This window comes from Gardnerella sp. KA01002 (assembly GCF_049244015.1).
Taxonomy (GTDB): domain Bacteria; phylum Actinomycetota; class Actinomycetes; order Actinomycetales; family Bifidobacteriaceae; genus Bifidobacterium; species Bifidobacterium vaginale.
Genome location: NZ_CP058365.1, coordinates 304,592 through 331,589, shown reverse-complemented (window position 1 = coordinate 331,589; position 26,998 = coordinate 304,592). Strand labels below are relative to the sequence as shown.

Here is a 26,998-nt window from a genome sequence, read left to right as displayed (position 1 = left end):
GCGAAAAGGCAGGTCGTCGCGCACTAAAGATTAGTCAGCTCGGCCATCATCTTATTAATGCCAACATAAGTGTAGTTAACATCTCCAGGAGGATTAACAACAACCGCAAAGGTTAGCGCGCCTCCCGACTTTCTAGAAACATTGCCAACCATAGATGACACATCACCCAGAAAACCAGTTTTAACACGCAGCAAGCCAGCTGCCGAAGGATCTGACAAACGATGGCGTGCCGAAGTGCACCATACACCAGGTAAAGCTAAGCCTTCTGCTGCTGCAGCACCTTTACCGATTTTAAGATTCTGAGCCTGAACTTGCACAAGAGTCACAGCACGAACAGCGGATTTAGGCGAAAGCCCAGAACAATCAGACATGTGTAATCCGTTTATATCAACGCCTAAATCGCGCAAAACGTCGCGTACAGCATCTGTGGCACCTTCTGGAGAATTACTTTTACGCATAGCGAGCGCAGTAAGACGACCAAATTCTTCCGCAATAGAATTGTCCGAATGCCTTAGCATATATGCCATAATTTCGTTAAGTGGAGCAGAAGAAACGCGGGCTATTTGCTTAAAATCAGAGGAAATCATCGGTTTTCTAGAGCTAACATATATGGATGATAATCCATCAATCTTGGAAGTTTTGCCAATTTTTGCAGAATCAGTGCTCCAAGTTCTCACGTCAATACCAAATTTTTTGAGTAGATTCGCAAAAATTAATCCCGTACTTACAGCTGGATGCCGATCTAAAAGTGGATAATCATCTGGGTCATCAGCATCATTGCCAGCAGCCACCCATGCTGCAAAATTACGATCTCTGCCTTCATCAACAGCTAAAGACGATGTTGGCGCATAAAAACGTCCTTCTTCATCATTTTCATGAATCAAATCAGGATAGCGTTTCTCTCCAAACAAGGAATCATCAACAGCAAGCTCAACAACTTTTACACCTTGTTTTTTAAGCGAATTCACAGTATTGCTAGCAAGGGTTTCAAGACCAGCTCTACCATTTACATGATTTGGATCATTGGTTGCAGCACCCATCAGCATATCGCCGCCGCCATGAAGAACGAGCCTAGCAAAACCATTTTTCACTCCAGATACAGCAGAATCAGCATTTCTAGAGCTTCCAACATAGTTTGCGTAAACTGTTGTAGAAAGAGTCGATCCCATGTCTAGAACATGCGAGGCAGCTAGAGCCGTAAGCGTTTTCATAGTAGACGCCGGCTGCAAAGCAAGATTTTCATTTTTAGCAGCTATAATCTTTCCGTTTGCATCAGCAATAACAGCTGAAGCATTAGGACCAAGACCTGGATATTCAAAAAATTCCTTCAAAATCTTTTCCGCAGATGACTTGTCAACAGGCTTATTCTTATCCACCTGCTTAATCAAGCTAGCATATTTAGCTAATCTCTTAGGTTTGGGGCTAGTTAACTTTTGAAAAATCTTATGATCACGCGCAGCAATTTCAAACTGATTAATAAAACGATTTTGCAAAATATCTTGGCAATCAAACAGAATATAGCCACCCATTAAAGAAATTACGCCAATTACCGATATTAAGCAGACTAGAAAACGGTTTTTTAGCCTAGAGCCATTGGCGTGGTTTTCTACACTAAGTTCGGTTGCTGGCGATTCATCCAATGTTTCGGCTTGCTTTTTTTGCGATACTGTTGGCGAGGATACTTTTTGCGATACTGTTTGCAAACTGGACTTAAAACCAGCTTTTTCCCTAGCCTCTTTCGACGTGAAAGCATCTTCTGGAATCTCGACTATGTTATCTAGATTCTTAAGGTCTTCATCGTCTTGCATGCGCACGCCGCCTATGTGTATGTACTTAAGTTGTATGTGTATGTACTTAAGTTAATTGCAATTCTTTACAACTATACAAACTATACACTTGCATATGCCGAGAGTAAGTTTGTGCGCATAATTTTTAAAGGCGTGCGCAGTAATACTCAAGCAGTAATCGATGCGAATCTGCGCAAGTTTTCTACAATGCGAATTATGCGCTTATCCATCACTTTACCGCCCAAAATAACGCCAACAACCAGAACGATTGCACCGTTTATTACAAACAGTATGCTTGCAATCCACAAAAGATTCATGTTAATAGCCACAAACACAATAGCCAAAGCAATAGACGGAATCATGCATACGAAAGATAGCAGCATAAAACCTATTGGAGCAAAAGATCTAGCGCCAGCAGAGCCTTGCGGCCTAGAAAATGGCTTTTCGATTGATGATACAGGGTACATTGCAATGCACGAAGAGATTAAGCCGATTCCTATGGTAGCAAAAGCTATTCCGATTGGTGAAAGAGTTTGGAACAGAATTGCATTTACACTTTGATGAACATTTAATACGAAGAAAAGAAAAACGTAAACTCCTACTCCAAGAATCGCAAAATACACAGCGCAAATGGCGGACCAAACTATTGCGTGCGCTAAGCGATCGTGCAAGCCTTTTACACCAATAATCGCGTGCATAGTAAAAGCTGTGCCATCGTATGCAATATTGTTTCCAACAACCATGCCCATAAGCGAAGCAGCATAGATAAGCCAGCAAGAAACACCTAAGTCCTGTGCCATAGAAGCAAATCCTTTAGTTTTGAAAGTAGCTCCTCCTGCAACTATCAGCATAAAAAGCGGCGTAAGAAGCAAAAACAGTTGACGCATGTCTCTTCTCATAACGCTAATAATTCGCGCAATAATCGCACCAACTGTGTTGTCTGGAACTGCTGCAAATAAGCCGATTCCTTTAGTTTTAACAACTGTTTTTTGCTCGCCGCGAAGTAGCTTCGGCTCTAATTTTGCGCAAAATACGGATATTGCAAAGCAAACAGCAATCGTTACAACGCAAATAAAGAAGCGAATAACAAGCGCAAGCCAATTGCCATTAATGGCGTCAAGAGGCAAAGCCATAGCCGCACTTAACGGCGTAAAAGCAGACGCAGCGCAGAAACTTGAGCCGAGCACAATTCCGCTTGGATTTTTGTTACCAATATTCACAGTGGCAACAAAAATCATGTACGCTATAAAAATGGCAAAGTAGAAAATGTTTCTTGAATGCTTGTTTATTAAAATAGTATCCAAAAGTTCAATAAGCATTTTGCTTAAAGACACGATTGTTGCAACGTAAAGCGGAGCTGCAATTACGCTGACTAAAACCGGCACAATTCCAAAGCTTCTGTACGCTAAAGACCACAAAGCAAGCGCGATTGTGCAGCTTATTGAAAATGCTCCAAAAAGAGAGCCAAGAAGCATGCCAGCTTGCTGCTTTACGTAAGGAATGCCATAAAGCGCAAAACTGCGCGATTTTAGTGTTGTGTCGCTGCCTAACATAAACAGGTTTATAAACAGCGTAAAAATTGACACAATCGACATAACCATTATTGGAGCAAGTTGGAATTCCTGCCAATTTTTAGCGTCTGCAAGCATTCCTGGATCAATGTACTTGCCAGTTTGCCAGCCGGCAAAACCAAGAGCGCATATAATCGCAAGCCCAAAAACAATGACTATACCAAAGCCAATTTTTTGCCACATTGACTTTCGCATAACAGAAAAAGTAAGCGCCCAGCGAAGGCGAACCATTGTGAAAATCATAGACATTACGGCTCTCCTTTTTTAAGCGTTGAGATCGGTGGAAGATGCAGGAGCATTATCAGATTTACCGCCATTAAGCCAGTCGATGCGTGCAGCAGCGTGACGTCCGCCAACAAGCTCCATAAAGCGATCTTCAAGATCTTTGCCCTGAGCCACCTCTTCAAGAGTGCCAGAAGCTGCAACATGACCTTCGTTAATGATTGCCACGTGCGAGCACATTTTTTCAACCAATTCCATAACGTGCGAAGAAATAATAACCGTACCGCCAGTAGAAACATACTCGGCGAGAATATCCTTCAAATTTGCGCTAGAAACAGGATCCACTGCCTCAAAAGGCTCATCGAGCACAAGCACGCGCGGGCTGTGAATCATAGCTGTTGCAAGGCAAATCTTCTTAGTCATACCAGTTGAATAGTCAGAAACAATAGTATTTGCAGCTTCTGTTAAATCGAAAGCAGAAAGCAAGTCGTTTGCACGCTTTACGGATTCCGCGCGACTCATATCGCGAAGCATGCCAGCGTAAGTTAAAAGCTGAAGACCAGTAATCGTCTTAAAAATCTCATCTGCTTGTGGCATTAAACCGATTGAGCGCTTAGCGCTATTTACGTCGCTCCAAACGTCGTTGCCAAAAATCGAAGCCGAGCCAGCATCTGGCATAAGCAAGCCCGTAAGCATTTTAATCGTAGTGGTTTTGCCAGCACCGTTCGGACCTACCAATCCGTAGAAAGAGCCTGCTGGAATGTCTAAAGAAAGATTATCTACAGCAACTTTTTTTCCAAAAGTCTTAACAAATCCGCGAATAGAAACCGCTGGAACTTCTTCATTAGTAGCGTCGTAAGCGTTTACGCCAAAAACTGGAACACTGCCAGACGCATTTGCAGAAGGAACAGAATCTACCATAAAAACCTCGCAATACACAGATAAACGCACGTATTGCGCCACATTATTGCGCAATCGCACGTTTACATCAAGGCTTCTATTATCTCATATATTGCGTATGAACGCACTACGAGATTGCATAAATTACACCGAGCTAGGTAGAGATTCGAGATTTTTCGCAGCGGATGAAGCGTATCGCTCGCGCGGATTAGCCGCGCTCACGCCTTCGCTTGCGTTGAAAGCACACTGTGCTTTCAACTTTGAGCAAGCTCAGCGAATCGAAGTGCATTCGCGCGCTACGCTTTAAGCGCTCATGCAAGTCGATTCGCAGTCCTCCGATGGTGATTCGCTGAAGCAGCAAGAAAAATCGAGAATCTCAGTGATTAAGCAATACGCAATTGTTCAAGTACGTAGGAGGGCTGGGTGATTCTTGGTCGAACAATATAAGAGCGGCAGCCGATACCAAATAATCCAAATGATCAACCACTACAAACAAACTTCAACCAAAAAACAAAATCAAAACCAAATCGGAACAACCGCAACTCTAGACTACACGTAATAGGCGGAGCGTTGTGCGAATCGACGACTTCGAGCTGCATAGCGCGCGAGAAGTCACCTCGATTCGCTGAGCCGCTTAAATGTAAAGTCCAGTGGACTTTACATGCGGCGAAGGCGTAAGCGCGGCTAATCCGCGCGAGCGTAGAAACACCCAGCCCTCCTACACACCAAACAGGAAGTAGCGCAACACCAAACAGAGAATTTCGCGCGCTCGCTCCGATTTACCGACCCGTGTGATGAATCGGCTTCCACTCGCTCTTAGAGAACACAGCTTGGAACGCAATCGGCACGTACGAAAGCATAAAAATAGGGAAGCTTAGTGCGTACGCAAAAAGCTCTTTGTTAGTGGCTCCAAGCTTATCGTGTTCTACAAGAATGGTAAGCGAAACAAACACCATCATACCTAAAACGCTTGTGACAGTAGTGGTTATAAAGTTAAGCGTCGAGTCAATCTGGCTTGTCCAAGTGACGAATCCAAACGCGGCAAAAATAAATCCGAGTATGAGTCGCACAATCGCAAGCACCATAAACGGGCATAGCATAAGCGTAAAATCAACTGACGAAAAATCGCGCTCGCGGATTCCGTGACGTATAAGAGCTGCTCCGTAATAGCGGAACACTTGCAAGAATCCTTTACTCCAGCGCAACCTCTGTCTCCAGCTTTGCCTAAACGATACTGGCTGCTCGTCGTAGAGAACCGCCGATCCGCAATAACCCACTTTGTCGCCGTGCAAAATCGAGTCCATTGTAAACTCAAGGTCTTCTGTAAGCAGATGGAATTTCCACCCGCGATTTCTGTGCATGATTTCGCGCGAAAACATGAATCCTGTTCCGCCTGCATGGCAGCTAGACCCAAAAAGCATGCGCGAATTGTTGGTAAATCGCGATTCGCGTATAAACCACAATGCCGACCCAGAAGACACCCAATTATCCGATAAATTCACTGAGTTTCGGTAGCTTGTTAGAATCTGGTATCCTGCATGGAATCCTTTGTTCATCTCTTCAAAATAGTGCAAATCCAGCTTATTATCGGCATCGAAAACAAAGTACGCGTCGTAATCTTTGTCTTTTCCAAGCTCCATTATGTGATCCAGCAGGTAGCTTAAAGCGTAGCCTTTGCCAATATGCTGCTTGTCGAATCGCTCTATAACATTGCACCCGTACTCTCTTCCAACTTGCGCCGTGCTGTCGGTGCAATTGTCGGCGACTAGCCAAATGTCGATTAATTTTTGATCGTAAGTTTGGGATTGTATGCATTTTATGAGGTTTCCTATTACAGCTTCCTCATTGCGCGCGGATATTAGAACGGCGTAATGCTTGTCCATTGGTGCTTGCGGAAACACAATAGGCTTTGCTACAAGCGATGCGACTGCGCAAACACCTTGATATACAACGCTACTTACGCCAATTATGATTACTAAAACGTCGAAAATAGACAAAAGAATCATTTATTCCACCCACTTCGTGGATTACTATTTGAGTTTGTTGCTTTTTTATTTTCTTTTTTATTTTCGTTTGGAATTGTACCAAATTTATTTGTTTTTGACTTTAGTTCTTCCTTATCTTGATCGGTTGCTTGCGACTTATCCGAATCTGAATTTTCTGCGCGCTTTTTAGCAATATCCTTATTTACAGCGTCTAAAATATCGCGTGAAATTGCCATAGTTTCAACATACCCAGAATCGTCAACTGAATTTTCATTTTCAATAGTTTCGTCTGAAGAATTATAGGCTTGCTTATACCAATACATAATGTCTTCGTTAATAGATACTCGAGATGAAGATCCTTTCATAACTCTAAGCACACTATCTTTAACAGGTTTAACAAAACTGTTTCTTATAGTTTCAACACTCGTAACCATAATTGATTTACGATTAGGCTTTGGATCGTCCATTAAAGGTGAAGAAACTAGATTGTATTGTTTTGTACAAACTTTGAGAATTGCCTGCAAACTAGCGGTTACTGGAAGTGCTAAGAATGCACCGAGAGCACCAAACACAGCACCCATAATCAACACCGATAAAAAGGCTACGGCAGGATTTAAGTCCATGGTTTTTTCGGAAATCTTAGGGGAAATCACCATGTTTTCAATCTGCTGATAAATTGTCACAAAAATCAAAACTGCTATAGCTGATCCAAAACCATTAGATCCCCACGCAAATAAAATTGGCAGTGCTCCACCTAAATATGTTCCTATTGTCGGAACAAATTGCGAAACGATTCCACAAAACAGTGAAAGCGGAAGCCAATATGGAACATTCATGAATATTAGGAAAATCGCAGTACCCGTTGCGTTAATAGCTGCCAAAATTGTGCGCGAAAATAGGAAGCTTGATATCTGCTCCTGTACAACGGACCAGATAAATAAAAATCGCCTCTGAGACTTAGGATTCAACAGCCTACACACACTTCTGCGCATAGAAGGACCAGCTGCAGAAATGTAATAGGTCACCATAAGAATAGTGAGTAAATCAAGCAAAACCGCCAATAATCCCCACGTTGTATTAATTGCTTGTCCAGCAAAATCTACAACCCAAGAGGTTTGAACGTGTTTAAGAATTTCCATGCCGAGTTGCTCAATGTTTGGCATTTTGAAACCAGTGGAATTTAGTACAAAATGGGCAAACTGGTTGTATAAATCAGGTAGACCTAAAACCATGGAAACTGCTTGTTGCACAAAAAGATTACCAAAAAGCACAAGAAGCAAAATAACTATTACAAGCAGCCCAAACAAGCTTGCCAAAGATGCAAAAGCTCTACTCCACCCGTGTTTTATGAGCCGCACAACAAGAGGTTCAATTGCCAACGCTATAAAAATGGATACTACAACATCGAAGACTATAAAGGCGATATTTCCCCAAGCAAACCATACAAAAATCGCTACGAACGCTGCAATAACAGCATACATAAGCGCGCGGCTAAGCCAATCTGGCGGGCGCCTATCATCCCCTTTGGCTGGGAAAATCGCGGATAAATCAAGCTTTGCACTTGTGCTGTGATTATCTATACTGCCTTCATGTTGTTCTTTATTATTCATAAAATACATTGTACTTTATAACGTGGGAGCACGAGCCGCTTGCATGTTTTGTGCATATAAACACAAATAAGTAGCGTGTAACACAATCGTAACCAGATAGTCGAGTCGCTGAAATCCAAAATCTTATGCAACAATCTAAACTATTTACTGAGATTTTTACGAAAGGATTGTGCATGACCACTTTACAAACTAAAGAAGATGCCGAAGCTTTGATTAAGCAAGAAGGCATTGAATACGTATCAGTTCGATTTACCGATTTGATTGGCGTTCAGCAGCATTTTACTGTGCCTGCAAGCGAGTTCTTAAACAGCGCTTTTACAGATGGGATGGCTTTCGACGGCTCTTCTATGCAAGGATTCCAAGCTATTAACGAGTCCGATATGAAGCTGATTCCAGACGTAGACACCGCATACATTGACCCATTCCGCAAGCATAAGACTTTGAATGTTGCTTTTTCGATTGTGGATCCTGTAACAGACGAGCCTTATTCTAGGGACCCTCGCCAAGTGGCAATTAAAGCCGAAGCCTACTTAAAGGCAACTGGCATTGCCGATACCGCAAGCTTTGCTCCAGAAGCCGAGTTCTTCATTTTTGACAAGGTGCGTTTTGCAAACGACATGCAACGCTCCTTCTACGAGGTGGATTCCAACGAAGCTCCATGGAATTCTGGCATTGATACTGAAGATGATGGCAGCAACAACATTGGTTTTAAGAATCGCGTAAAGCACGGCTACTTCCCTGTTCCACCTGTTGATCATAATCAAGACTTGCGCGACGACATGGTTTACAACCTTCAAAAGGTTGGCTTGATTCTTGAGCGTTCTCACCATGAGGTTGGCGGCGCAGGTCAGCAGGAAATCAACTACCGTTACAATACGCTTGTTCATGCTGGCGACGACTTAATGAAATACAAGTACGTTGTTCACGAGACTGCTGCTTTGGCTGGTAAGGCTGCAACATTTATGCCAAAGCCAATTGCTGGAGATAACGGCACTGGCATGCACTGCCATCAGTCGCTTTGGAAGGATGGTAAGCCATTGTTCTATGCGGAAACTGGTTATGCTCAGCTTTCCGATATTGCGCGTTGGTACATTGGCGGCTTAATTAAGCACGCGTCTTCTGTGCTCGCTTTTACAAATCCTTCACTTAACTCTTACCACCGCCTTGTTCCAGGATACGAAGCCCCAGTCAACTTGGTTTACTCTGCTCGTAACCGTTCTGCAGCTATTCGTATTCCTCTTGCTGGTGAGGCTCCTTCTGCTAAGCGTATTGAGTTCCGCGCTCCGGATCCTTCCTGCAATCCATTCTTAGCGTTCTCTGCTCAGCTTATGGCTGGCTTAGACGGCATTATGAACCACATTGAGCCTCCTGCTCCTGTTGATAAAGATCTCTACGAGCTTCCTCCAGAAGAGCATGACGGCATTAAGCAAGTTCCTTCTTCGCTTGGTGAAGCTTTGCAAGCTTTGGAAGAAGATCACGACTTCCTTATGCAAGGAGATGTGTTTACTAGCGACTTGATTGAAACTTGGCTTAATCTAAAGCATGAAGAGATGGATATGGCTCGTTTGGCTCCAACGCCACTCGAGTATGAGCTTTACTTCCATATCTGATATTTGTGATTAATAAAATCCCCCGCAAGAAAACTTGTGGGGGATTTTATTTTGCATTCGTCTTTTACTTTAAATCGCAAAACCGAGTGTTCTAGCAGCAGTTACAGGAACAGCCTCATCAGACCAATAATCCTCAAGATTTTCATCTGTAGAAAGCGAGCGCATCTCAGCACGATCAATATAAAGCTCTCCGCGTAAATGATCTGTTTCATGCTGGAAGATTCGCGCTGGCCAACCATGTAAACGTTCAGAATGCTGCTTACCATCTTCATCTTGCCATGTAGCTTGAATATCTAACCAACGCTGACGAACCGCCTGATATCCTGCAACACTCAAGCATCCTTCGTAAAAACTGCGTGTTTGTGTTCCAATTGGTTCATAGTGGGGATTTATGATCGCCCTAAATGGCAATTCTGCAATATCCCTAGGATCATCTGCATCGTCTCGAACATGGTCTTCTACAACAGCAATTGCAAGACCTAAACCAATTTGCGGAGCAGCTAAGCCAACTCCTGGTGCATCTAACATAGTGCTGTGCATAAGCGAAATAAGCTTATTAAGAGTAGCACGCGTTAGCTGACCATCGTAAGCCACTGTTCGTTGTCTTAACACAGGCTCTCCTGCTTGAACTATAGATAGCACGCCATCGTCTGTAGCGGAATCTAAAAGGCGCTCCACCGCGCGGCTAAGCTTAGTATCAACACTTGCGTGATGCGTAAACATAGGGCTCCTTTACCAAGGCTAATTCTACAAAACTTCTAAAGTAATTTACAAAGCCAACTTTGATTATTGTTGCTAAATCACATACGCTCAAACAACAATACCAAAAGGATTAGTATATCAAGGTTATCTGCTTTTTGTAGTCATGATCAGCGTGTCGAGCTACAAAAAGCTGAAAAGTTAATCATGTCGTTCGCGCGGATTAGCCGCGCGAACGTCTTCGCTTGCGTTGAAAGCACACCGTGCTTTCAACCTTAAGCAAGCTCAGCGCTCCGAATTACCTTTTCGCGCTACGCTCTAAGCGAAAAGGTAGGTCGTCGCGCGAGCGCTACAGCTTAAGATTATCAGTTACAACTTGCGCAAGTCGTGCACAAACCTCATCTGCTTGCTCTTGCGTTGCAGCTTCACACATAACGCGCACAAGTGGTTCTGTTCCGCTTGGTCGAAGAAGAACGCGCCCCGTATCTCCCAAAAGCGCGCTTTCTTTTTCTACCGCTTTAAGAACAGCAGCATTAGTTTTAGCTGCCATCTTATCTACATTCGGCACATTGACTAAGCATTGCGGAAGCTGAGGGAAGTCGGCAGCCATTTGCGAAAGCTTCTTGCCTTCGCGCACAACCTCGCGACACAGCGTAAGTGCTGTAAGTGTGCCATCTCCCGTGGTTGCAAACTCGCGATTAATCACATGACCCGACTGTTCACCGCCAAGAGAATAATCGCCTCTAAGCATCTCTTCTAGAACGTAGCGGTCTCCGACGCTTGTTTGAACAGTGGAAATACCCATGTCTTTTAGCGCAAGCTTTAATCCAAGATTGCTCATTACTGTAACAACAAGAGTATTGTGATTCAGCTTTCCTTCGGCTTTCTTAGAACGCGCAAGAATGCCCATAATTTGGTCGCCATTAACCATGTTTCCATTTTCGTCTACAGCTAGGCAACGGTCTGCATCACCATCGAAAGCTACTCCTAAATCGGCGTTAGACGCCTTAACCATAGCTTGCAATTGTTCTGGATGTGTGGAACCTGCGTGATCGTTAATATTGTATCCATCTGGAGAAGCGTTAATTACTATTACTTCTGCGCCTGCTCTGCGCAATGCTTCTGGTGCTACTACAGACGTTGCACCATTTGCGCAGTCTGCCACAACTCTTAATCCCGAAAGAGGTTTTGGACGTGTTGATGTTTCGCTGTTTAATGGAGCAACAGAAGAAACGAGGTGATCGATGTAAAGGTTTGTTGCGGTAATAGTGTCATGGCTGATTCGTCCAACGCCGCTGCCTGTAGGACGCTGCCATTCTTTGCCTAAAACAGCCTCAATCTCGTCTTCTTTGCTATCTGGAAGTTTGAAGCCTCCGCGTGCAAAGAACTTAATGCCGTTATCTGGCATTGGGTTATGCGAAGCAGAGATCACAGCTCCCATTTCTACATTGAGCACAGAAGTTAGAAAAGCCACGCCAGGAGTTGGTATTATGCCAGCATCGATCACATCAAAACCGCCCGCACTCATTCCAGCAGCCAAAGCCGATGCTAAAAAGTCTCCAGAAACTCTAGTATCTCGCCCAACCAACGCTCTGCGTCGAGCATGCATTTTCTTCCCTGCATCTTCGTTATGCGACTCGCTACTATGCGTTGCTTCACCTAAAACACGTACTGCAGCATCTCCTAAATCCAACGCAAGCTGCGCGGTTAAATCTCGATTGGCTAATCCCCTAACACCATCTGTTCCGAACATATTTGGCATAACCAGCCTCTTTCGTCTAACTAATAGTCATTGCTATTTACACATTTTGTATATTATCTACAAATAATCTTGTAAACACACGCTGTTCATTATTTTACCCTGCATGCCACTAAACGCGCCACTGACCACTGACATAATCTTATTTCTTATTTGCAATTAACTTTGGTTGAATTACGGGTAATCGGGGTAATCGCTACCCTGAAATCACTACTTGCAACAATACATTGATAATCAAAAAGCCACTTAGCAAACTAAGTGGCTTAGAATTTGTACCCCCTAAGAGAGTCGAACTCTTGTTGTCAGATTGAAAGTCTGGTGTCCTAACCGTTAGACGAAGGGGGCTTTAACCAAACCATATGATATTAACACTCATAAACTCACATAGCAAATTGCGGCGTGTTGAATCATTTTGTCACTCATTTAGCAACATAAGTCAAATCGTGAATTTTTCTACCTGCTTCTAATCCTTTACGCTCAAAATTCGTCAAAACCCTACCTTCAAATCTTACAGATTCCGCGAAATCAGCATGAGGTAAATCTTTAGCATCTTGAGCATTGCCCTTACCAACATGCTCAATCGGCAAACTTACTTGTAACTTTCCAGTATTTTCAAAATCTTCTCGTTCATCCATAACTTCATGAACATGTAGTGCATAATCCTCAATATCCGTAGCAATTCTCCAAACGCCTTTATCAATAAGTGCGTTATGCACCGCATCTGCCAAAGACGGCTGCACAATCCTACGCTTGTGATGTCTCATTTTAGGCCATGGATCTGGGAAGAAAGTCCAAACTTCTTTCAAAACACCATTAGAGCATGAAGCTAGAAAATCAGGTGCATTAACTTGCGCTATTCTAAGATTTTCTACACACTGTTTTCCAGCTAATAGCATTGTGTGTGCCACTCCTGGATCATAAACTTCTAGTGCAAGAAAATTAATATTTGGATTTGATTCGGCTGCGGCTACAATATTTTCGCCCTGACCAGATCCTATTTCTACAATAAGAGGATTCGAATTACCCCAATTTTTAGCAACCCAGTTGGAGTCTGCCAGCAAATCGCTTTTTACACGTAAAGACCCTAAACTATCTTCAACATTTAATAAATATTGGCTTGAATATCGCTCTTTTGCTCGCTCAAGACGCGCGTCCAAACGAGCAGACCTTCTTACAAAAGAAAGAATTACTCTAGCAGAACCATTGTCTTTATCATCTTTATTGTTTTTATGCTTATTCATACAATTCAATTCATCAGATTCCAAAATATTGGATTCTAATTCGTCAGATTGCAAATTTACTATTTGAGATTCTTCCACTTTATTCCACTTCTATTCACATAAAATTGTTAAACTACGACTCATAATATCAACTCATCGTATGGTATCAAAGCAGCAAAACAGGGTGAGGATGGATAATGTAGGTAAGACGCAAAAACAAAAAGCGCTAGAAGCAATCAAACACTTCTAACGCTTATTTTGACAGTGGCTCCGAGCGGGATCGATCCGCTGACCTAACGATTTTCAGTCGTTCGCTCTACCAACTGAGCTACAGAGCCATGATGAATAAAAAACCCGGCGAACCGGGTATTCTATTAATCGCGACCCCGGCCGGACTTGAACCGGTGACCTCCGCCGTGACAGGGCGGCGCTCTAACCAACTGAGCTACGGGGCCGTGGCTTTGTTCTCTCGAACAGCCGAGTCACTATCTTACAGAATCCTTAGCAAAATGCAAGTGCCGCGCGTGTTCGGCGTGTTGCAGCACAAAATCAAGCTATTATTCAAGCTCAGCAGCTCCAGTGCAAAGCTGATAATACTCCCCACGTTTTGCCAATAATTCCTCATGCGAACCGCGTTCAATAATGCGACCGTGATCCAGCACCATAATCACATCAGAATTGCGCACTGTGGACAGTCTGTGAGCGATTACAAATACAGTGCGCCCTTCCATCAAAGAATCCATTCCACGCTGAACTAATTCTTCAGTATGCGTGTCAATCGATGAAGTTGCTTCATCGAGAATCAACACAGGCGGATTTTCTACTGCAGCACGAGCAATAGAAATAAGCTGCTTCTGACCTTGAGAAAGCCCTTCACCGCCATTGTTAAGCTGCGTATTGTATCCGTCAGGAAGATGAGAAATAAACGCGTCAGCATGAGCCAATTTTGCAGCTTGAATACAATCTTCGTCGCTAGCATCAAGATTTCCATAACGAATATTGTCCATTATTGTGCCAGTAAATAAATTCACATCTTGCAAAACAGTGCCAATAGCGTGACGCAAATCCGTTTTGCAAATATCGCGCACGTCAATGCCATCATACAAAATTTGCCCATCATCAATGTCGTAAAAACGCGTAAGAAGGTTAGCAATAGTAGTTTTTCCAGCACCTGTAGCTCCAACAAGAGCAACTTTTTGACCAGGTTTTGCAAACCACGTAATATCGTGCAAAACTGGATGATCTTCTTTGTAGCCAAACACAACATCCGTAAAACGCACGTCGCCTCGAAGCAAAGTATAGCGGCCATCCTTAGAAGTGCGAGCATCTCGCTTTGCATGGCACACAATCTCTTGAGCCATTTCACTTAAGTTTTGAGCGCACTTTTTAGCTTTAGTGCCATTATCTTGCTTTGACCTTTTCCAAGCCCAATAAATATTGTTTCCTTCAGATTGTTCGTCTACTTCTTCAAGCACATCAAATGCTGATTTTTCTCCAAGATCTTCAGCAGACTGAAGTACACGCACTTTAACTAATTGCACACTGCCAGAATCAAGTTCTGGCTTTTCATCAAGTAACTCAAAAATACGAGAAGCTCCTGCAAGAGCCATCATAAGTGCGTTAGCTTGCATTGTAATTTCGCCAATAGGGTTAATAAATGCGCGCGAAAGTGCCAGCAAAGATATAAGCGTACCTAATGTAAGAGTACTAGATCCAGATAATCCCAGCGTTGGCAAACCAGCTGAAGCAGCCCACGCACCAAGTAAAGCAATTAATACATAAAGCAAATAGCTTGCATTACTAATAACAGGCATTACATTATTCGCATAAGAATTGGCACTTGCAGAAATTTTTTGCACTTTTTCTATGCAATTATCTAATTTTTCAATAGAATCTGTCTCATGATTAAAAATTTTAATCACTTTGCTGCCTGTTGCAGATTCTTCAACAAACTCATTTAACTCGCCTAATGCATGCTGGAATTGCTCAAATAAACTGCCAGATTTCTTTAGCATAAAACGCACTAAATAAAGCAACATTGCAGTAAATATAGCTACAAAAACTGCAACCGGAAGCGATAGACACATAATAGATATAAACGCTGCCAAAATCGACATTAGTGCAGAAAAAGAGTCCGGAAATGCCCACGAAATTGCCTCACGAAGAACCTCAGTATCGTTTGTGTAACGGCTCATAATATCGCCGTAACCTTGAGAATCTAAGTAACGCAATGAAAGCTTCTGCTGATGCTTAAACATAGAATCTCGTAAATCACGCATAACACTTTCAGATATATTCGCAACAAGCCTGCTCCAAAGCCAAGAACAAAACACACCAACAGCGTAAACACTTGCCATCAGAATAATCATGCGAACAAGAGGCGTCCAATCCTGATTATGCTTACCGACAAGCGGAAGAATATACGAGTCAACAAGAGATTGCAAAAACATTGCGCTTGCAGCTTGCACGATTGCGCTAACTATTATTGATGCAATAATTACGCAAATTTTAACTCGATACACAAGCACATAAGAGGCAAGTCTGCTAAGAGTTTTCCAACTAATAGCTGAATCATTTTTAGAAGAGTGAGCCGTTTTATTATTAGCCATTGTTATTTAGCTCCTTCTTCTTTAGTTGCGCTAGTTATTCGACTTTTTTCTTGAGAAACCGCCATATTTCTGTAAATTTCACAAGATTTAAATAATTCATCATGCGAACCGTTAGCAACAACACGACCATCTTTAAGAACAACAATAATATCCGCATGTTCGATTGAAGATATGCGCTGAGCAACGATAATTTGCGTAGAATCAGGCATAAACTTTTTCAAGCCATCGCGAATTTTACTATCCGTTTTCATATCAACCGCACTCATCGAGTCGTCGAGGATTAAAATTTTCGGCTTCCTCAAAAGTGCGCGCGCAATGCACAAACGCTGTCGCTGACCACCGGAAACATTCTTACCACCCTGGTCAATATGCGTATTGTAGCCGTCTGGTAAATCTTTAATAAACTCATCAGCACAAGCAATTTCGCAAGCTTGACGCAAATCATTATCGCTTGCTTCCGCCCTACCCCAGCGAAGATTTTCTGCAATTGTGCCACTAAACAAAATATTTTTTTGTAGAACAACACCAACTTCTTCACGCAAACTAGAAGAATCATAATCGCGAATATCTTTTCCGCCTACAAAAAGAGCACCAGAAGTTACGTCATAAAGTCTTGCAATTAATTGCACTAAACTTGATTTTCCAGATCCCGTTGCACCAACAACGCCAACAGTTGCTCCAGAAGGAATAGATATATTTATATCATGTAAAATTTCCTGTTCTGCTGGAGTGGATTCATCTGTATTATCTGATTGAGGATAGCGTAACGAAACATTTTCAAAACGCACAGAAGCGTCAGAAAGCTTTGTAAGTGGATGCTTGGAAACAACTTCAGTATTTCGAGATTGCAAAACATGTGAAATACGATGCATCGAAGCTCGAGCTGTTAACGACATTACAAAAACTGCAACTAAATTCGCTAAAGCAAACAAAATTTGCAAAGCATACACTACTAATGCAGCAAGATTTCCCGTTGTTAAACCAAAAGCAGGATTATTTCCTGAAGCCACAATTTCGTGCGAAGCCAACCACGCAATAAGTAGCATGCCAGAATAAAAACATAAGTTAAACAAAGGAATACTACAATTTAACACATACTCAGCTTTAATAAAATAATCATAGATTTTATGTGAAATACGCGTAAAACGACTTATTTCATAATCAGAACGCACATAAGACTTTACGACGCGAATATTATGCAAATTCTCGCCAACTCTATTATTCATCTCGTCAATCATTCGATAAATTCGAGAAAATGCTGGAGCAACTATACTAGCTCCAACAGCGCCAATTGCACCAATAATAGGCACAAATGAAAGAAAAACCCACGAGATAGCAGGGCTAATTGAAAAAGTAAACCACCAAGCAGTGATGATAATCATAACGCTGCGAATACCAGAGCGAATAATCATTTGGTAAGCAAATTGCACATTTGACACATCACTAGTCATACGCGTAACAACAGTACCGCTAGAAAACTTATCTAAATCAGAAAAACTTAAACTTTGTAAGCGTGAAAACATGTTGTGACGTAAATTTTTACCAAAACCAGCACTAGAATGAGCGCAACAAATACCAGAAACAACGCCTGCAATCATTGCAATTGCAGCAAAAATAAGCAATTGCAAACCATAATATTGCACAGCTTCTTGAGAACGTGACATAATACCAAAATCAATAAGATTTGACATTACTGTAGGGATCTCAATTTGCATAGCAGCTTCAACGAGAATAGTAACAGCTGTTAAAACGCCAAGAAAACGGTACTTTTTTAAAGATGATAGAATCGTACGCAATGCACAAGGAGGATTATTTTTAATTTTTCGCGAATTGTCCTTCAAATTCCCCGCCATTGTGCTCCTCCCCATATATAACGTAATGTGTAGGTTTAATAATATCACTTCTCAAATTTTAACTATTGCGCATGGCGCATTTCCGTATTGAGTTACTTCATTACCAAATGCATAAATAGATGAATCTTTGACATAGTAGTATACAGACAAATCACATACGAAAAAGTGCTTCTACACATTCAAATTATAAACAACGATTGATTTCATCTTATAAAAAATTATATAATGAAAGAATGTATATTCGCATGTATAAAGAGGTACTGTCATGAATATAAAAATCTATTAATAGAATACTTACTTGCTCAGTAGCATTATCCATGTCTTTTTTACTACCATTGCAAGTTCAAGCCAACACCCAAGAAGAAACTTATGAGTAACACAAAGATAGTTGGCGCTGTAGCACAGCAGAAAGGCATTCGTGTCGACTTGCAGTGAGAATTTCCACATTAATATCAACAATTATGTGAGGAACAATATGAACAGCAAACACGTAGTTCTACTGCCAATAACGCTGCTTTGTTATATTTCGTCAGCTATTTATTTCTTTAAACAATTAAAGGACTTAAAAGACGATAACACTTGTATTAATACTGTTAGTCTCACCATTCAAGCATTCGTCCTATTAATATTACTAATCTATCTTTTATATTTATGCAAAGAAAAAACATACCCAACTGTATATCGTTTAGTTACAGTATTTATGAGCATAGTTAGCATAATTCTTTTGACAGTTTGCAATACAGATGTTACTAGGTTAATTATATTTAGCTTAACATGTGTATATGTATGCATTCTTATAATCGTCCGCAAACATTGTTAAATATATCGTATGAGTGGCGCATTCAATAGGATTACGAAGCGTCACCTTCGCCTTGCGCACGATCCTTGCCGTAGATTGATGGAATAAAACGCTCTTGATCGTGAAGCTTTTCCCAGATTACAGGCGGATTTTGTGGATTTTCCAGCGACTTTGGCACGTCGATAATTCGCTGATTACTAGAGCCACGGAATTGCAATAGCGAATCGTGAAGATTCTTCATATATCGCCCGTCAACAAGAATGTCAATGTACCGCAATAACTCAAGCTTGTCAGGAGTCTCGCCCGGTCGCATAAGCTCTTCCCAGGTGTAACCAGTCCAACTCCAAATATCTTTTGTATTGCCAAATTCGCTTCTAATACGCTCACATAGTGGAATCAATATGCCAGTGTTAAGCAGCGGCTCACCGCCAAGAAGCGTCAATCCTTGTACATATGGTTGCGCTAAATCTTCCATAATTTGGTCTTCGAGCTTTTGAGTATAAGGGTGACCAGCGCGAAAATCCCAAATTGACTCGTTATAGCATTCAACGCAATGGAATGGGCAGCCAGAAACGTAAAGCGAGCAGCGAATTCCCTCGCCGTCTGTCATAAGAAATCGCTTATAATCAGCCACCATTCCCTTGCTCATGCGCTCACTGGACCACTGCCCTGCGCGAGGATTGTTAGAAAGAGAGGTTGGAATCCACGGTCCACGGTTAACATCTGATGGAGCAAAATCATGTAAACTTATGCGAGCCATAGTCAACCTCCTCTAGCTTTAAATATTTTATTAAATAATCTTAAATAAACTTTTGTTAGATTGTATTAACTTTTGTTAAATAAAATAAAATCCAGCCGTCAAAAAATGCGATCAACATTTTCTAACGGCTAGATATATTACATATCACCAAATAATAAACACAAACTAAAACGTTATTTCACGCTATTCCGCTACTACTTGGTCTCCTCGTACCATTCACGAGACTCACCGTTGTTAAGAACAACATGACCAGTTTCTCCAGACATGTGCTTAACGCGATGAGCGATTTCCTCGTGACGTCCGTGAACCATTGGACGCTGAACAGGATTACCCAAGTAGCCACAAGTGCGCTTAGTAACATTGCACTTATCTGGGTCACTGTTTCCGCACTCTGGGCAGCGGAAGCCTTCTTTAGTCGGTTCAAAATCGCCCTGGAATCCGCAAACGAAGCAATGGTCAATCGGAGTGTTCGTACCCAAGTAGCCAATACCAATCTTGTAAGCATAATCCCAAACAGCCTCCAAAGCTTTAGGATTTGCCTGCAAGCATGGGAACTCGCAATAGTTAATAAAGCCGCCAGAAGCAAGATACGGGAAGTCAACCTCGTAGCGGAGCTTCTCCATAGGAGTTGGCTGCAGCCAAACCGGATAGTGGAAGGAATTGGTGTAGAAGTCGTGATCGGTAACGCCTTCAATACGACCAAACTTCTGACGATCCATGCGGTTAAAGCGATCCGTCAAAGACTCAGCAGGAGTTGAGTAAACGGAATAATGGTAGCCTTCAGCCTTTGACCACTGCTGGCAAAGCTGATTCATTCGGCGAACCATAGAAAGCGCAAATTGCTTGCCATCTTCGTTCCAACTGTGATCTTGCATCCAATCCTTGCCAAAGAACACGGATGTAGCCTCATACAAGCCAATGTAGCCCAAAGACACCGTTGCACGCTCGTTGCGGAACAGCTGATCCACGCTTTCGTTAGCTTCCAAACGACCAAAAGCACCGTAGCGGAACAGCGTTGGAGCATTCACAGGGGTTGCCTGCTTGCAACGCATAATGCGGAATCGCAGAGCCTGATGAGCCACTTCCATACGCTCGTTAAAAAGCTTCCAGAATCGGTTCACGTCTCCATGAGACTCCAGCGCAATACGCGGCACGTTAACTGTCACAACGCCAAGATTCATACGACCGTCTTCCACGTCTTTGCCAGTCTTTGGATCAATCCAACCCTGAAGGAAGGATCGGCAGCCCATAGGAGCCTTAAAGGAGCCAGTAATCTTAATAATATTCTCGTAGAACACAACATCTGGATACATGCGCTTAGTAGAGCACTCAAGCGCAAGCTGCTTCAAATCGTAGTTCGGATCGCCAGCATCTGCGTTTACACCATGCTTAATAGTAAACACAAGCTTAGGGAAGATTGCAGTATGACGATCTTTGCCGAGTCCACGAATACGGTTAAGTAAGATAGCGCGCTGAATTTCGCGAGCAAACCAAGAAGTACCCAAACCAAATCCAACAGTTACGAACGGAGTCTGACCGTTAGAAACGCGGTTGGAATTAATCTGATATTCCATTGTTTGCATAGCATCGTAAATCGCCTTGCGCGTCATAATCTTTGCGTAAATTTCACGAATCTGATCAAGCTCACTCAAGTTTTCATCAAAAGGAGTATCAGCAGGAAGCGGATCCCTATCCGAACAATGAAGATTCTTAGGCTCCTGAGCTTTCAAACCGTCAATCATATCTTTGGCAACTTCGATCGGCGTAGAATCAGGAATCATGGCATGAGCCATAGCAAGATTCTTATCATAATCGCACTTAGCATAAGGCTCAAGCATCTCGTCTGCACGATTAACTGTTTGACCGCCGTACTGTGCGCCTGCAATATCCTTAATAATCTGCGTAACCTGAGTTGCAGCAGTGCCAATAGACTTTGGGCTATCCATCATTGCGTTACCAAGAGCAAATCCCTTAGCGAGCATATCACCAAAATCTGGGAGAGAGCAGTTGCTCATGCAAGTAAATGGCGAATAATCAGCATCATGGAAGTGAATATCACCCTTCATATGGGCGTTAGAAACTGCATGAGGAAGCATAGAAAACGCGGAAGCCTTGGAAACAGCGCCTGCAAGAAGATCGCGCTGAGTGGCGTAAACATTGGAATCCTTGTTGGCGTTTTCGCGAACAAGCGACTCATCTCGGTTTACAAGACGATTTACTGCTTCGTTAATATCGGTTGCCTTAGCGCGGTCAATATCTCGGTTTAGACGATAGCTTGTGTAGCAACGCGCAACTTCGTAAAGGTGATTTTCAATAAGACCATGCTCGACAAGAGTCTGAATATCTTCAATCTTTGCAGGTCCATTGTAACGATCCTGAATTTCAGCTTCTATATGGTCCGTAATATCGCGAATCATCTGCTCTTCTTGAGGACCGACTTCTTTGCGCAAGTCCTTAAAAGCGGCTTTAATTGCCATAATAATGTTCATTTGATCAAAATCGACAACGCGACCATCACGCTTTTCGACCTGCACACGAGACTTCTTAGAAGAATCACTATCCGAGATAGAATCAGCCATTTCTACATCAACATCGCTTAGCTGCGATTCTAAAGTCATGTCTTCTAAAGTCGTACCAGAGACCTGCATCCTACAGACCTTTCTTACATCTACAGTTTATTTATCCTGTTATCCATCCTGTTTTGAATAATGACCATTATTCAAAACAACTTGCTCAACTATAACCCAACCTCTGCACAATATCTAGGGAACTTTATTCAAAAAACAAACTATATATAGTGATTTTGGATATTTTCGCGATTTTTGAGGCGTGTCTCGATGCAACCGGAATATATATGCATTCCGTTATCAAGAAACACGCACTAAACTTAAAAATCGCACAAATTCGTGGCACTTTGATATATTGAGTCACGTGGAACAGACAGCTTTTCAACATGCAGAAGAATTTGGCTTCCAACCTGGAGATATCGTACAGCAGTGGCTGTGGGACGATGACGTTGACGATGCAATCTGCGACAATATCGAAAATCTTACTGGAGAAGATCTGGTAGATGAAGATTACGACTCATCTGTTGACGGCGTCATTATTTGGTGGCGCGATGGCGACGATGAGGATGAGTTGGCAGACACGATTATGGATGCCACAAACATGTTAGACGACGAAGCTCCAATGTGGGTTCTAACACCTAAGCCTGGTCGCGAAGGCTCTCCAAGCTCCAGCACAGTGCAATCCGCTGCTAAAACAGCTGGCATGAATGCTGCAACTCCTTTAACCGTAAGCGAAGATTGGAACGGAATCCGCTTGCGCGCATTCGGCAAGGGTCAGAGCAAATAGCGCAAATAGTCGTCGCTTAGTTAGTTAGCCTACGCGCTTTTTGTAGTGCTTCAGCGCTTCAGCGATTCATAGCACATTATTGACTTAATATTTATGTAGTGCGATTGTATAGCGACACGCCGTAAATCAGGTACAAACGCACTACAGGAATACACCAAATGAAGTAGAGATTCGAGATTTTTCGCACTGAATGAGATGAACCTCAGCATGAAATGGTGATTCGTCGAATGAAGAAGAAAAATCGAGAATCTCAGAGATGAAAGCTACGCAATTGTTCAGACTCGTAAGAGGGCTGGGTGATTCTTGGTCGAACAGTATAAGAGCGGCAGCCGATACCAAATAATCCAATGAGTCACCACTACAAACAAACATCAACACAAAAAACAAAATCAAAGCCAAATCGGAACAACCGCAACACAAGACAACACGTAATAGGCGGAGCGTTGTGAGACAAGAATCACCCAGCCCTCGCGCAACAGTAAACAAAGAAAACCGCTCGCGCGTTACAGCGCGCTCACGTCTTCGCTTGCGTTGAAAGCACACCGTGCTTTCAACTTTGAGCAAGCTCAGCGCTCCGAATTACCTTCGCGCGCTACGCTTAAAGCGCGAAGGTAGGTCGTCGCGCCTGCGGCTTCTTCCTCTGCCTCTGCGCTTTGGCTGCTCTGGCTCTGGCATACTCCAGCCCTCTTGCAAATCCGCCAAATCCCCAACAATTTCTTGCAAAACAGGCGAATCTGGCTTAACGTCTTCTGCCTTAGCATGAATTCCAGCGCGTCGAAGCATAGTGTTCGCCATGCGCTTTTGATTCGGCAACACAAGAGTTACAACATCGCCAGACTCCCCAGCGCGCGCAGTACGCCCAGATCTATGCAAGAACGATTTTGGATCCTCTGGAGGCTCGGTTTGCACCACAAGCGCCACATCGCTAATATCAATGCCTCGAGCCGCAACATCTGTAGCAACTAGAACGCGCACTAGCCCATCAGAAAACACAGCCAAGTGCCTATCTCTCTGATTCTGAGACAAATTTCCTTGCAAATCGACGGCTGGAATACCCTGACTAATGAACTTTTTAGCCATGTTCTTAGCTTGGTATTTTGTGCGAGTAAAGAATATAGAGCGTTTTTTACCAGACGCTAATTTACGTAGAACCTCATACTTATCTCCTGCAGACACTCCAAACACATGATGAGTCATTGTATCTACCTGAGAATCCGCATCATCCACAGCGTGCACAACAGCATTCGGCAAGAAGCGATTTACTATAGCAGCAACTTGCTTATCCAAAGTTGCAGAAAACAGCATTCTTTGACCATTAGGATTTGTCTGCTCTAAAAGCCTTGTTACAGCTGGCAAGAACCCCATATCAGCCATTTCGTCAGCCTCATCTAAAACACTGACTTCTATGTTTTCAAGCGTTAATGCGCCTTGTTTTAGTAAATCTTCTAATCGCCCTGGGCACGCTACTATAATCTGAGCACCTTGCTTTAACGGAGCAATTTGTCTCTGATATCTTACTCCGCCGTAAATAGTAACAGTATGCATCCCATATGCTGCTGCAAGAGGAGCAATCACCTCATCAATCTGATGCACAAGTTCTCGCGTCGGAGCCAAAATCATCGCATGAGGTGCTGGAATATTACTATCTTCGCGATTTTTGTTTTTTCTAGAAGTACGACCAGAATTTATTAAATCAACAAAGTTTTCAGCTAATCTTGCTACAAGAGGAATCGAGAATGCTAAAGTTTTACCACTTCCTGTACGCCCTCTACCAAGTATGTTTGCACCCTGTAAAGAGTCTGGCAGAGTAGCCTGCTGAATTGGGAAAGCCGTGTTTTTGCCGTCTGCACGCAAAACGTTAACCAATGGTTCTGGAACGCCAAGCTGTGCAAAAGTAACATCATCACTATAGTTTTCTCGAGATTCCACAGCTGTATCTGGAATCATTACGGAATTTTTTGTAATTTCTAGATTTTTCTTTATTGAAGACTCAGTATCAATAGTCGTCGGTTGCTGGCGACTTGTCTGGTGTCTATTGTGGCGACTATCTCTACTCTTCTTCATATTGCGATTGTCAAAATCAAAATCGCGCTTTTTTAAATCGCGTTTGCCAAAATCTTGTTCAGCTTCTTGAATTGCAATCTCTTCATATTGCAAAGCCTTTTCACGAGCACGACTTCTAGCTTTGTCTGCCTTGCGATTACGTGCTTTACGCGCATTAAATTCGTTATTCTTACGATTTCCCTGATATTCAAATGGGTTTCTATTAGACTTATAGCCTTTTTTAGAAAAATTCTTATTAGCTCCCTGACTTACAGCAGATTTTTTACCAGCAGATTTCTTAGCACCTTGCGTTTTAGCAGACGCAGCATAATGAGTATGTGGCACAATAGCCTTTCGTAAATTACTTCAACATAGTTGACATATAATGTTGACAATGCGTAATTACGAACATTCAAAGGCGCAATTACAAATGTAATTGCACAAAATTAATCTACAGACTGCAAAGCAGCAAAAGTGCGCAAAACAAGCAAACCGTGAATCGCAAGCATAAGCCGCGCAACTTTAATGTGTAATCACTACAAAGTCATGAACTAACTGAGCCTAACACAAGCCCCACACAATACGCAATAAGTAATGCAATACTGATCTACAAGCTACTCTTCTTCCAAAGAATCTATTGTAGGAGCAAGAACCAAATTTTTAACAAGCTCACGCGTACGAAGCTGAGAATCCGCATCCAGACAATCATCTGTAATAACAGTATCCACTTGGTCGAAGCGAGCAAACAGTGAAAGCGATGTGCAAGTCCATTTAGTGTGATCTGTTAAAATAATCGTACGATCCGCAATATCCATCAAAGCCATATCTGTAGCAGCTTCAAGAGAATTAGGCATTAGGAATCCACGAGGTAGGCTCACGGAATGAGTGCCCAAAAACACGGTGTTTACGCGCAAAGACGAAACAACCTTATCCGCAATAGGACCAACCAGAGAATTAGATCTAGTAATAACTCCGCCAGTAACAATAACTTCAATATCTTTAGACTCAAGCGCCTGAACAAGCTCTGCAACAGGAATCGAATTGGTTAAAATCGTAATACCAGAAGCTCTGCGAGACTCAAGTAGATGCTGAGCAAATACATAAGCAGTGGTGCCACCACCAATAGCTATAACATCTCCAGGCTGAACATAATCCACAGCTTTGCTGGCGATTGCGTCCTTTAAGCCCATATCCATCTGCGACTTTACCGAAAACAGAGGCTCAGAAAGAAGAGTGTTAGTTGTAACAGCACCACCATGAACTCTTTTTAAAAGACCTTTGTCTGAAAGCTCGGCGATATCCCTACGAATAGTCATTGCCGAAACACTTAGCTCTTTAGAAAGAGCAGTAATACGCACAGCCCCTCTAGTGCGAAGACGGCTTAAAATCAACTGCTGACGCTGAGAAGAAATCATGTGAACATTATCGCACAACTAAACGCAAAAAACAAACTCAAATGAGCGTTTCTATGTGAAAAACGTTAGGTAGTTAACAAAATTCATAAGAAAATTTTGCAAAATTCAACAAAACGAACAAATGATTATGCAAAATTTACCAATACCAAGTTAGGTAGAGATTCTTGATTTTTCGCACTGAATGAGATGTATCGCTCGCGCGTTACAGCGCGCTCACGTCTTCGCTTGCGTTGAAAGCACACTGTGCTTTCAACTTTGAGCAAGCTCAGCGAATCGAAGTGCATTCGCGCGCTACGCTATTCCTCACGGCTATTAGTAGCCGTTCGGCTGATTTGGCGCATAAAGTCCACTGGACTTTATGCATTAAGCCAAATCACGCTTTGAAGGAGCTTGAAATGCGTTATGCAATTTCAAGCTCAGTCAAAGCGCTCATGCAAGTCGATTCGCAGTCCTCCGATGGTGATTCATCGAATGAAGAAGAAAAATCGAGAATCTCAGTGATTAAGATATACGCAATTGTTCAAGTACGTAGGAGGGCTGGGTGATTCTTGGTCGAACAATATAAGAGCGGCAGCCGATACCAAATAATCCAAATGATCAACCACTACAAACAAACTTCAACCAAAAAACAAAATCAAAGACAAAACGGAACAACCGCAACAACAACCAACACGCAAGAGGCAGAGCGTTGTGAGACAAGAATTAGCCAGCCCTCTAGCAACAGTAAACAGAGAATGTCGTTCTCGCGTTACAGCGCGCTCACGTCTTCGCTTGCGTTGAAAGCACACCGTGCTTTCAACCT

The 26,998-nt window shown here is 42.6% G+C and carries 17 protein-coding genes and 3 tRNA genes; 3 read left to right on the top strand and 17 right to left on the bottom strand.

Going from position 1 to position 26,998, the window contains the following annotated elements; translation table 11 throughout:
- Positions 1–23 precede the first annotated feature (23 nt).
- The 3 genes from HXT60_RS01240 to HXT60_RS01230 form a co-directional block, all read right to left on the bottom strand.
- Complete coding sequence (locus HXT60_RS01240) at positions 24–1,808, bottom strand: D-alanyl-D-alanine carboxypeptidase/D-alanyl-D-alanine-endopeptidase (protein ID WP_004112229.1); 1,785 nt, start codon at positions 1,806–1,808, stop codon at positions 24–26.
- Between the two features lie 146 nt (positions 1,809–1,954).
- A complete protein-coding gene (locus tag HXT60_RS01235) occupies positions 1,955–3,607 on the bottom strand; it encodes a hypothetical protein (RefSeq protein ID WP_014554748.1) in 1,653 nt (550 codons plus the stop codon).
- Between the two features lie 15 nt (positions 3,608–3,622).
- Positions 3,623–4,501 (bottom strand): ABC transporter ATP-binding protein, encoded by an 879-nt coding sequence (locus HXT60_RS01230; protein ID WP_004115766.1) that lies wholly within the window; start codon positions 4,499–4,501, stop codon positions 3,623–3,625.
- Between the two features lie 97 nt (positions 4,502–4,598).
- Here HXT60_RS01230 and HXT60_RS01225 point away from each other — a divergent pair, with 97 nt between their 5' ends.
- Positions 4,599–4,787 (top strand): hypothetical protein, encoded by a 189-nt coding sequence (locus HXT60_RS01225; RefSeq protein ID WP_032837316.1) that lies wholly within the window; start codon positions 4,599–4,601, stop codon positions 4,785–4,787.
- A gap of 472 nt (positions 4,788–5,259) precedes the next feature.
- On the opposite strand, the gene HXT60_RS01220 is transcribed toward HXT60_RS01225, so the two are convergent.
- Together HXT60_RS01220 and HXT60_RS01215 are read right to left on the bottom strand one after the other, a co-directional pair.
- Positions 5,260–6,486, bottom strand: a complete 1,227-nt coding sequence (locus tag HXT60_RS01220; RefSeq protein ID WP_004115768.1) for a glycosyltransferase family 2 protein — start codon at positions 6,484–6,486, stop codon at positions 5,260–5,262.
- On the bottom strand, positions 6,483–8,075 hold the full coding sequence (locus HXT60_RS01215; protein ID WP_004116951.1) for an AI-2E family transporter: 1,593 nt from the start codon (positions 8,073–8,075) through the stop codon (positions 6,483–6,485). The genes HXT60_RS01220 and HXT60_RS01215 overlap by 4 nt, the downstream gene beginning before the upstream one ends.
- Positions 8,076–8,248: 173 nt before the next feature.
- On the opposite strand from HXT60_RS01215, the gene glnA reads away from it, so the two are divergent.
- Positions 8,249–9,685: a type I glutamate--ammonia ligase gene (gene glnA, locus HXT60_RS01210; protein WP_004112221.1), complete on the top strand. Its 1,437-nt coding sequence runs from the start codon at positions 8,249–8,251 to the stop codon at positions 9,683–9,685.
- Between the two features lie 69 nt (positions 9,686–9,754).
- Here the strand turns inward: glnA and HXT60_RS01205 are convergent, their stop codons facing one another.
- The 10 genes from HXT60_RS01205 to nrdD all read right to left on the bottom strand — a co-directional run bounded on the left by HXT60_RS01205 (position 9,755) and on the right by nrdD (position 22,032).
- Positions 9,755–10,408, bottom strand: coding sequence for a peptide deformylase (locus HXT60_RS01205; RefSeq protein WP_004115770.1), 654 nt, complete (start codon positions 10,406–10,408; stop codon positions 9,755–9,757).
- A 325-nt stretch (positions 10,409–10,733) separates the two neighbouring features.
- Positions 10,734–12,146, bottom strand: a complete 1,413-nt coding sequence (gene glmM, locus HXT60_RS01200; RefSeq protein ID WP_004574382.1) for a phosphoglucosamine mutase — start codon at positions 12,144–12,146, stop codon at positions 10,734–10,736.
- Between the two features lie 270 nt (positions 12,147–12,416).
- Positions 12,417–12,488, bottom strand: a tRNA-Glu gene (locus HXT60_RS01195).
- A 74-nt stretch (positions 12,489–12,562) separates the two neighbouring features.
- Positions 12,563–13,462, bottom strand: coding sequence for a tRNA (guanosine(46)-N7)-methyltransferase TrmB (gene trmB, locus HXT60_RS01190; protein WP_004574381.1), 900 nt, complete (start codon positions 13,460–13,462; stop codon positions 12,563–12,565).
- A 166-nt stretch (positions 13,463–13,628) separates the two neighbouring features.
- Positions 13,629–13,701: transfer RNA gene (locus tag HXT60_RS01185), tRNA-Phe, on the bottom strand.
- Between the two features lie 43 nt (positions 13,702–13,744).
- Positions 13,745–13,818: transfer RNA gene (locus tag HXT60_RS01180), tRNA-Asp, on the bottom strand.
- A gap of 102 nt (positions 13,819–13,920) precedes the next feature.
- Entirely contained in the window at positions 13,921–15,972 is a 2,052-nt protein-coding gene (locus HXT60_RS01175) for an ABC transporter ATP-binding protein (protein WP_004115774.1), read from the bottom strand.
- A 2-nt stretch (positions 15,973–15,974) separates the two neighbouring features.
- Positions 15,975–17,825: an ABC transporter ATP-binding protein gene (locus HXT60_RS01170; protein WP_004116953.1), complete on the bottom strand. Its 1,851-nt coding sequence runs from the start codon at positions 17,823–17,825 to the stop codon at positions 15,975–15,977.
- A gap of 851 nt (positions 17,826–18,676) precedes the next feature.
- The gene (gene nrdG, locus HXT60_RS01165) at positions 18,677–19,384 is read right to left on the bottom strand and encodes an anaerobic ribonucleoside-triphosphate reductase activating protein (protein ID WP_004112206.1); all 708 of its coding nucleotides are present in this window, start codon (positions 19,382–19,384) and stop codon (positions 18,677–18,679) included.
- A 194-nt stretch (positions 19,385–19,578) separates the two neighbouring features.
- A complete protein-coding gene (gene nrdD, locus HXT60_RS01160; protein WP_004112200.1) occupies positions 19,579–22,032 on the bottom strand; it encodes an anaerobic ribonucleoside-triphosphate reductase in 2,454 nt (817 codons plus the stop codon).
- A 283-nt stretch (positions 22,033–22,315) separates the two neighbouring features.
- Here nrdD and HXT60_RS01155 point away from each other — a divergent pair, with 283 nt between their 5' ends.
- Complete coding sequence (locus HXT60_RS01155; protein ID WP_004112197.1) at positions 22,316–22,738, top strand: DUF3052 domain-containing protein; 423 nt, start codon at positions 22,316–22,318, stop codon at positions 22,736–22,738.
- A gap of 579 nt (positions 22,739–23,317) precedes the next feature.
- Here the strand turns inward: HXT60_RS01155 and HXT60_RS01150 are convergent.
- Positions 23,318–25,126 (bottom strand): DEAD/DEAH box helicase, encoded by a 1,809-nt coding sequence (locus HXT60_RS01150; RefSeq protein WP_192381913.1) that lies wholly within the window; start codon positions 25,124–25,126, stop codon positions 23,318–23,320.
- 269 nt (positions 25,127–25,395) lie between these two features.
- Positions 25,396–26,196, bottom strand: coding sequence for a DeoR/GlpR family DNA-binding transcription regulator (locus HXT60_RS01145; RefSeq protein WP_004112186.1), 801 nt, complete (start codon positions 26,194–26,196; stop codon positions 25,396–25,398).
- Positions 26,197–26,998 lie beyond the last annotated feature (802 nt).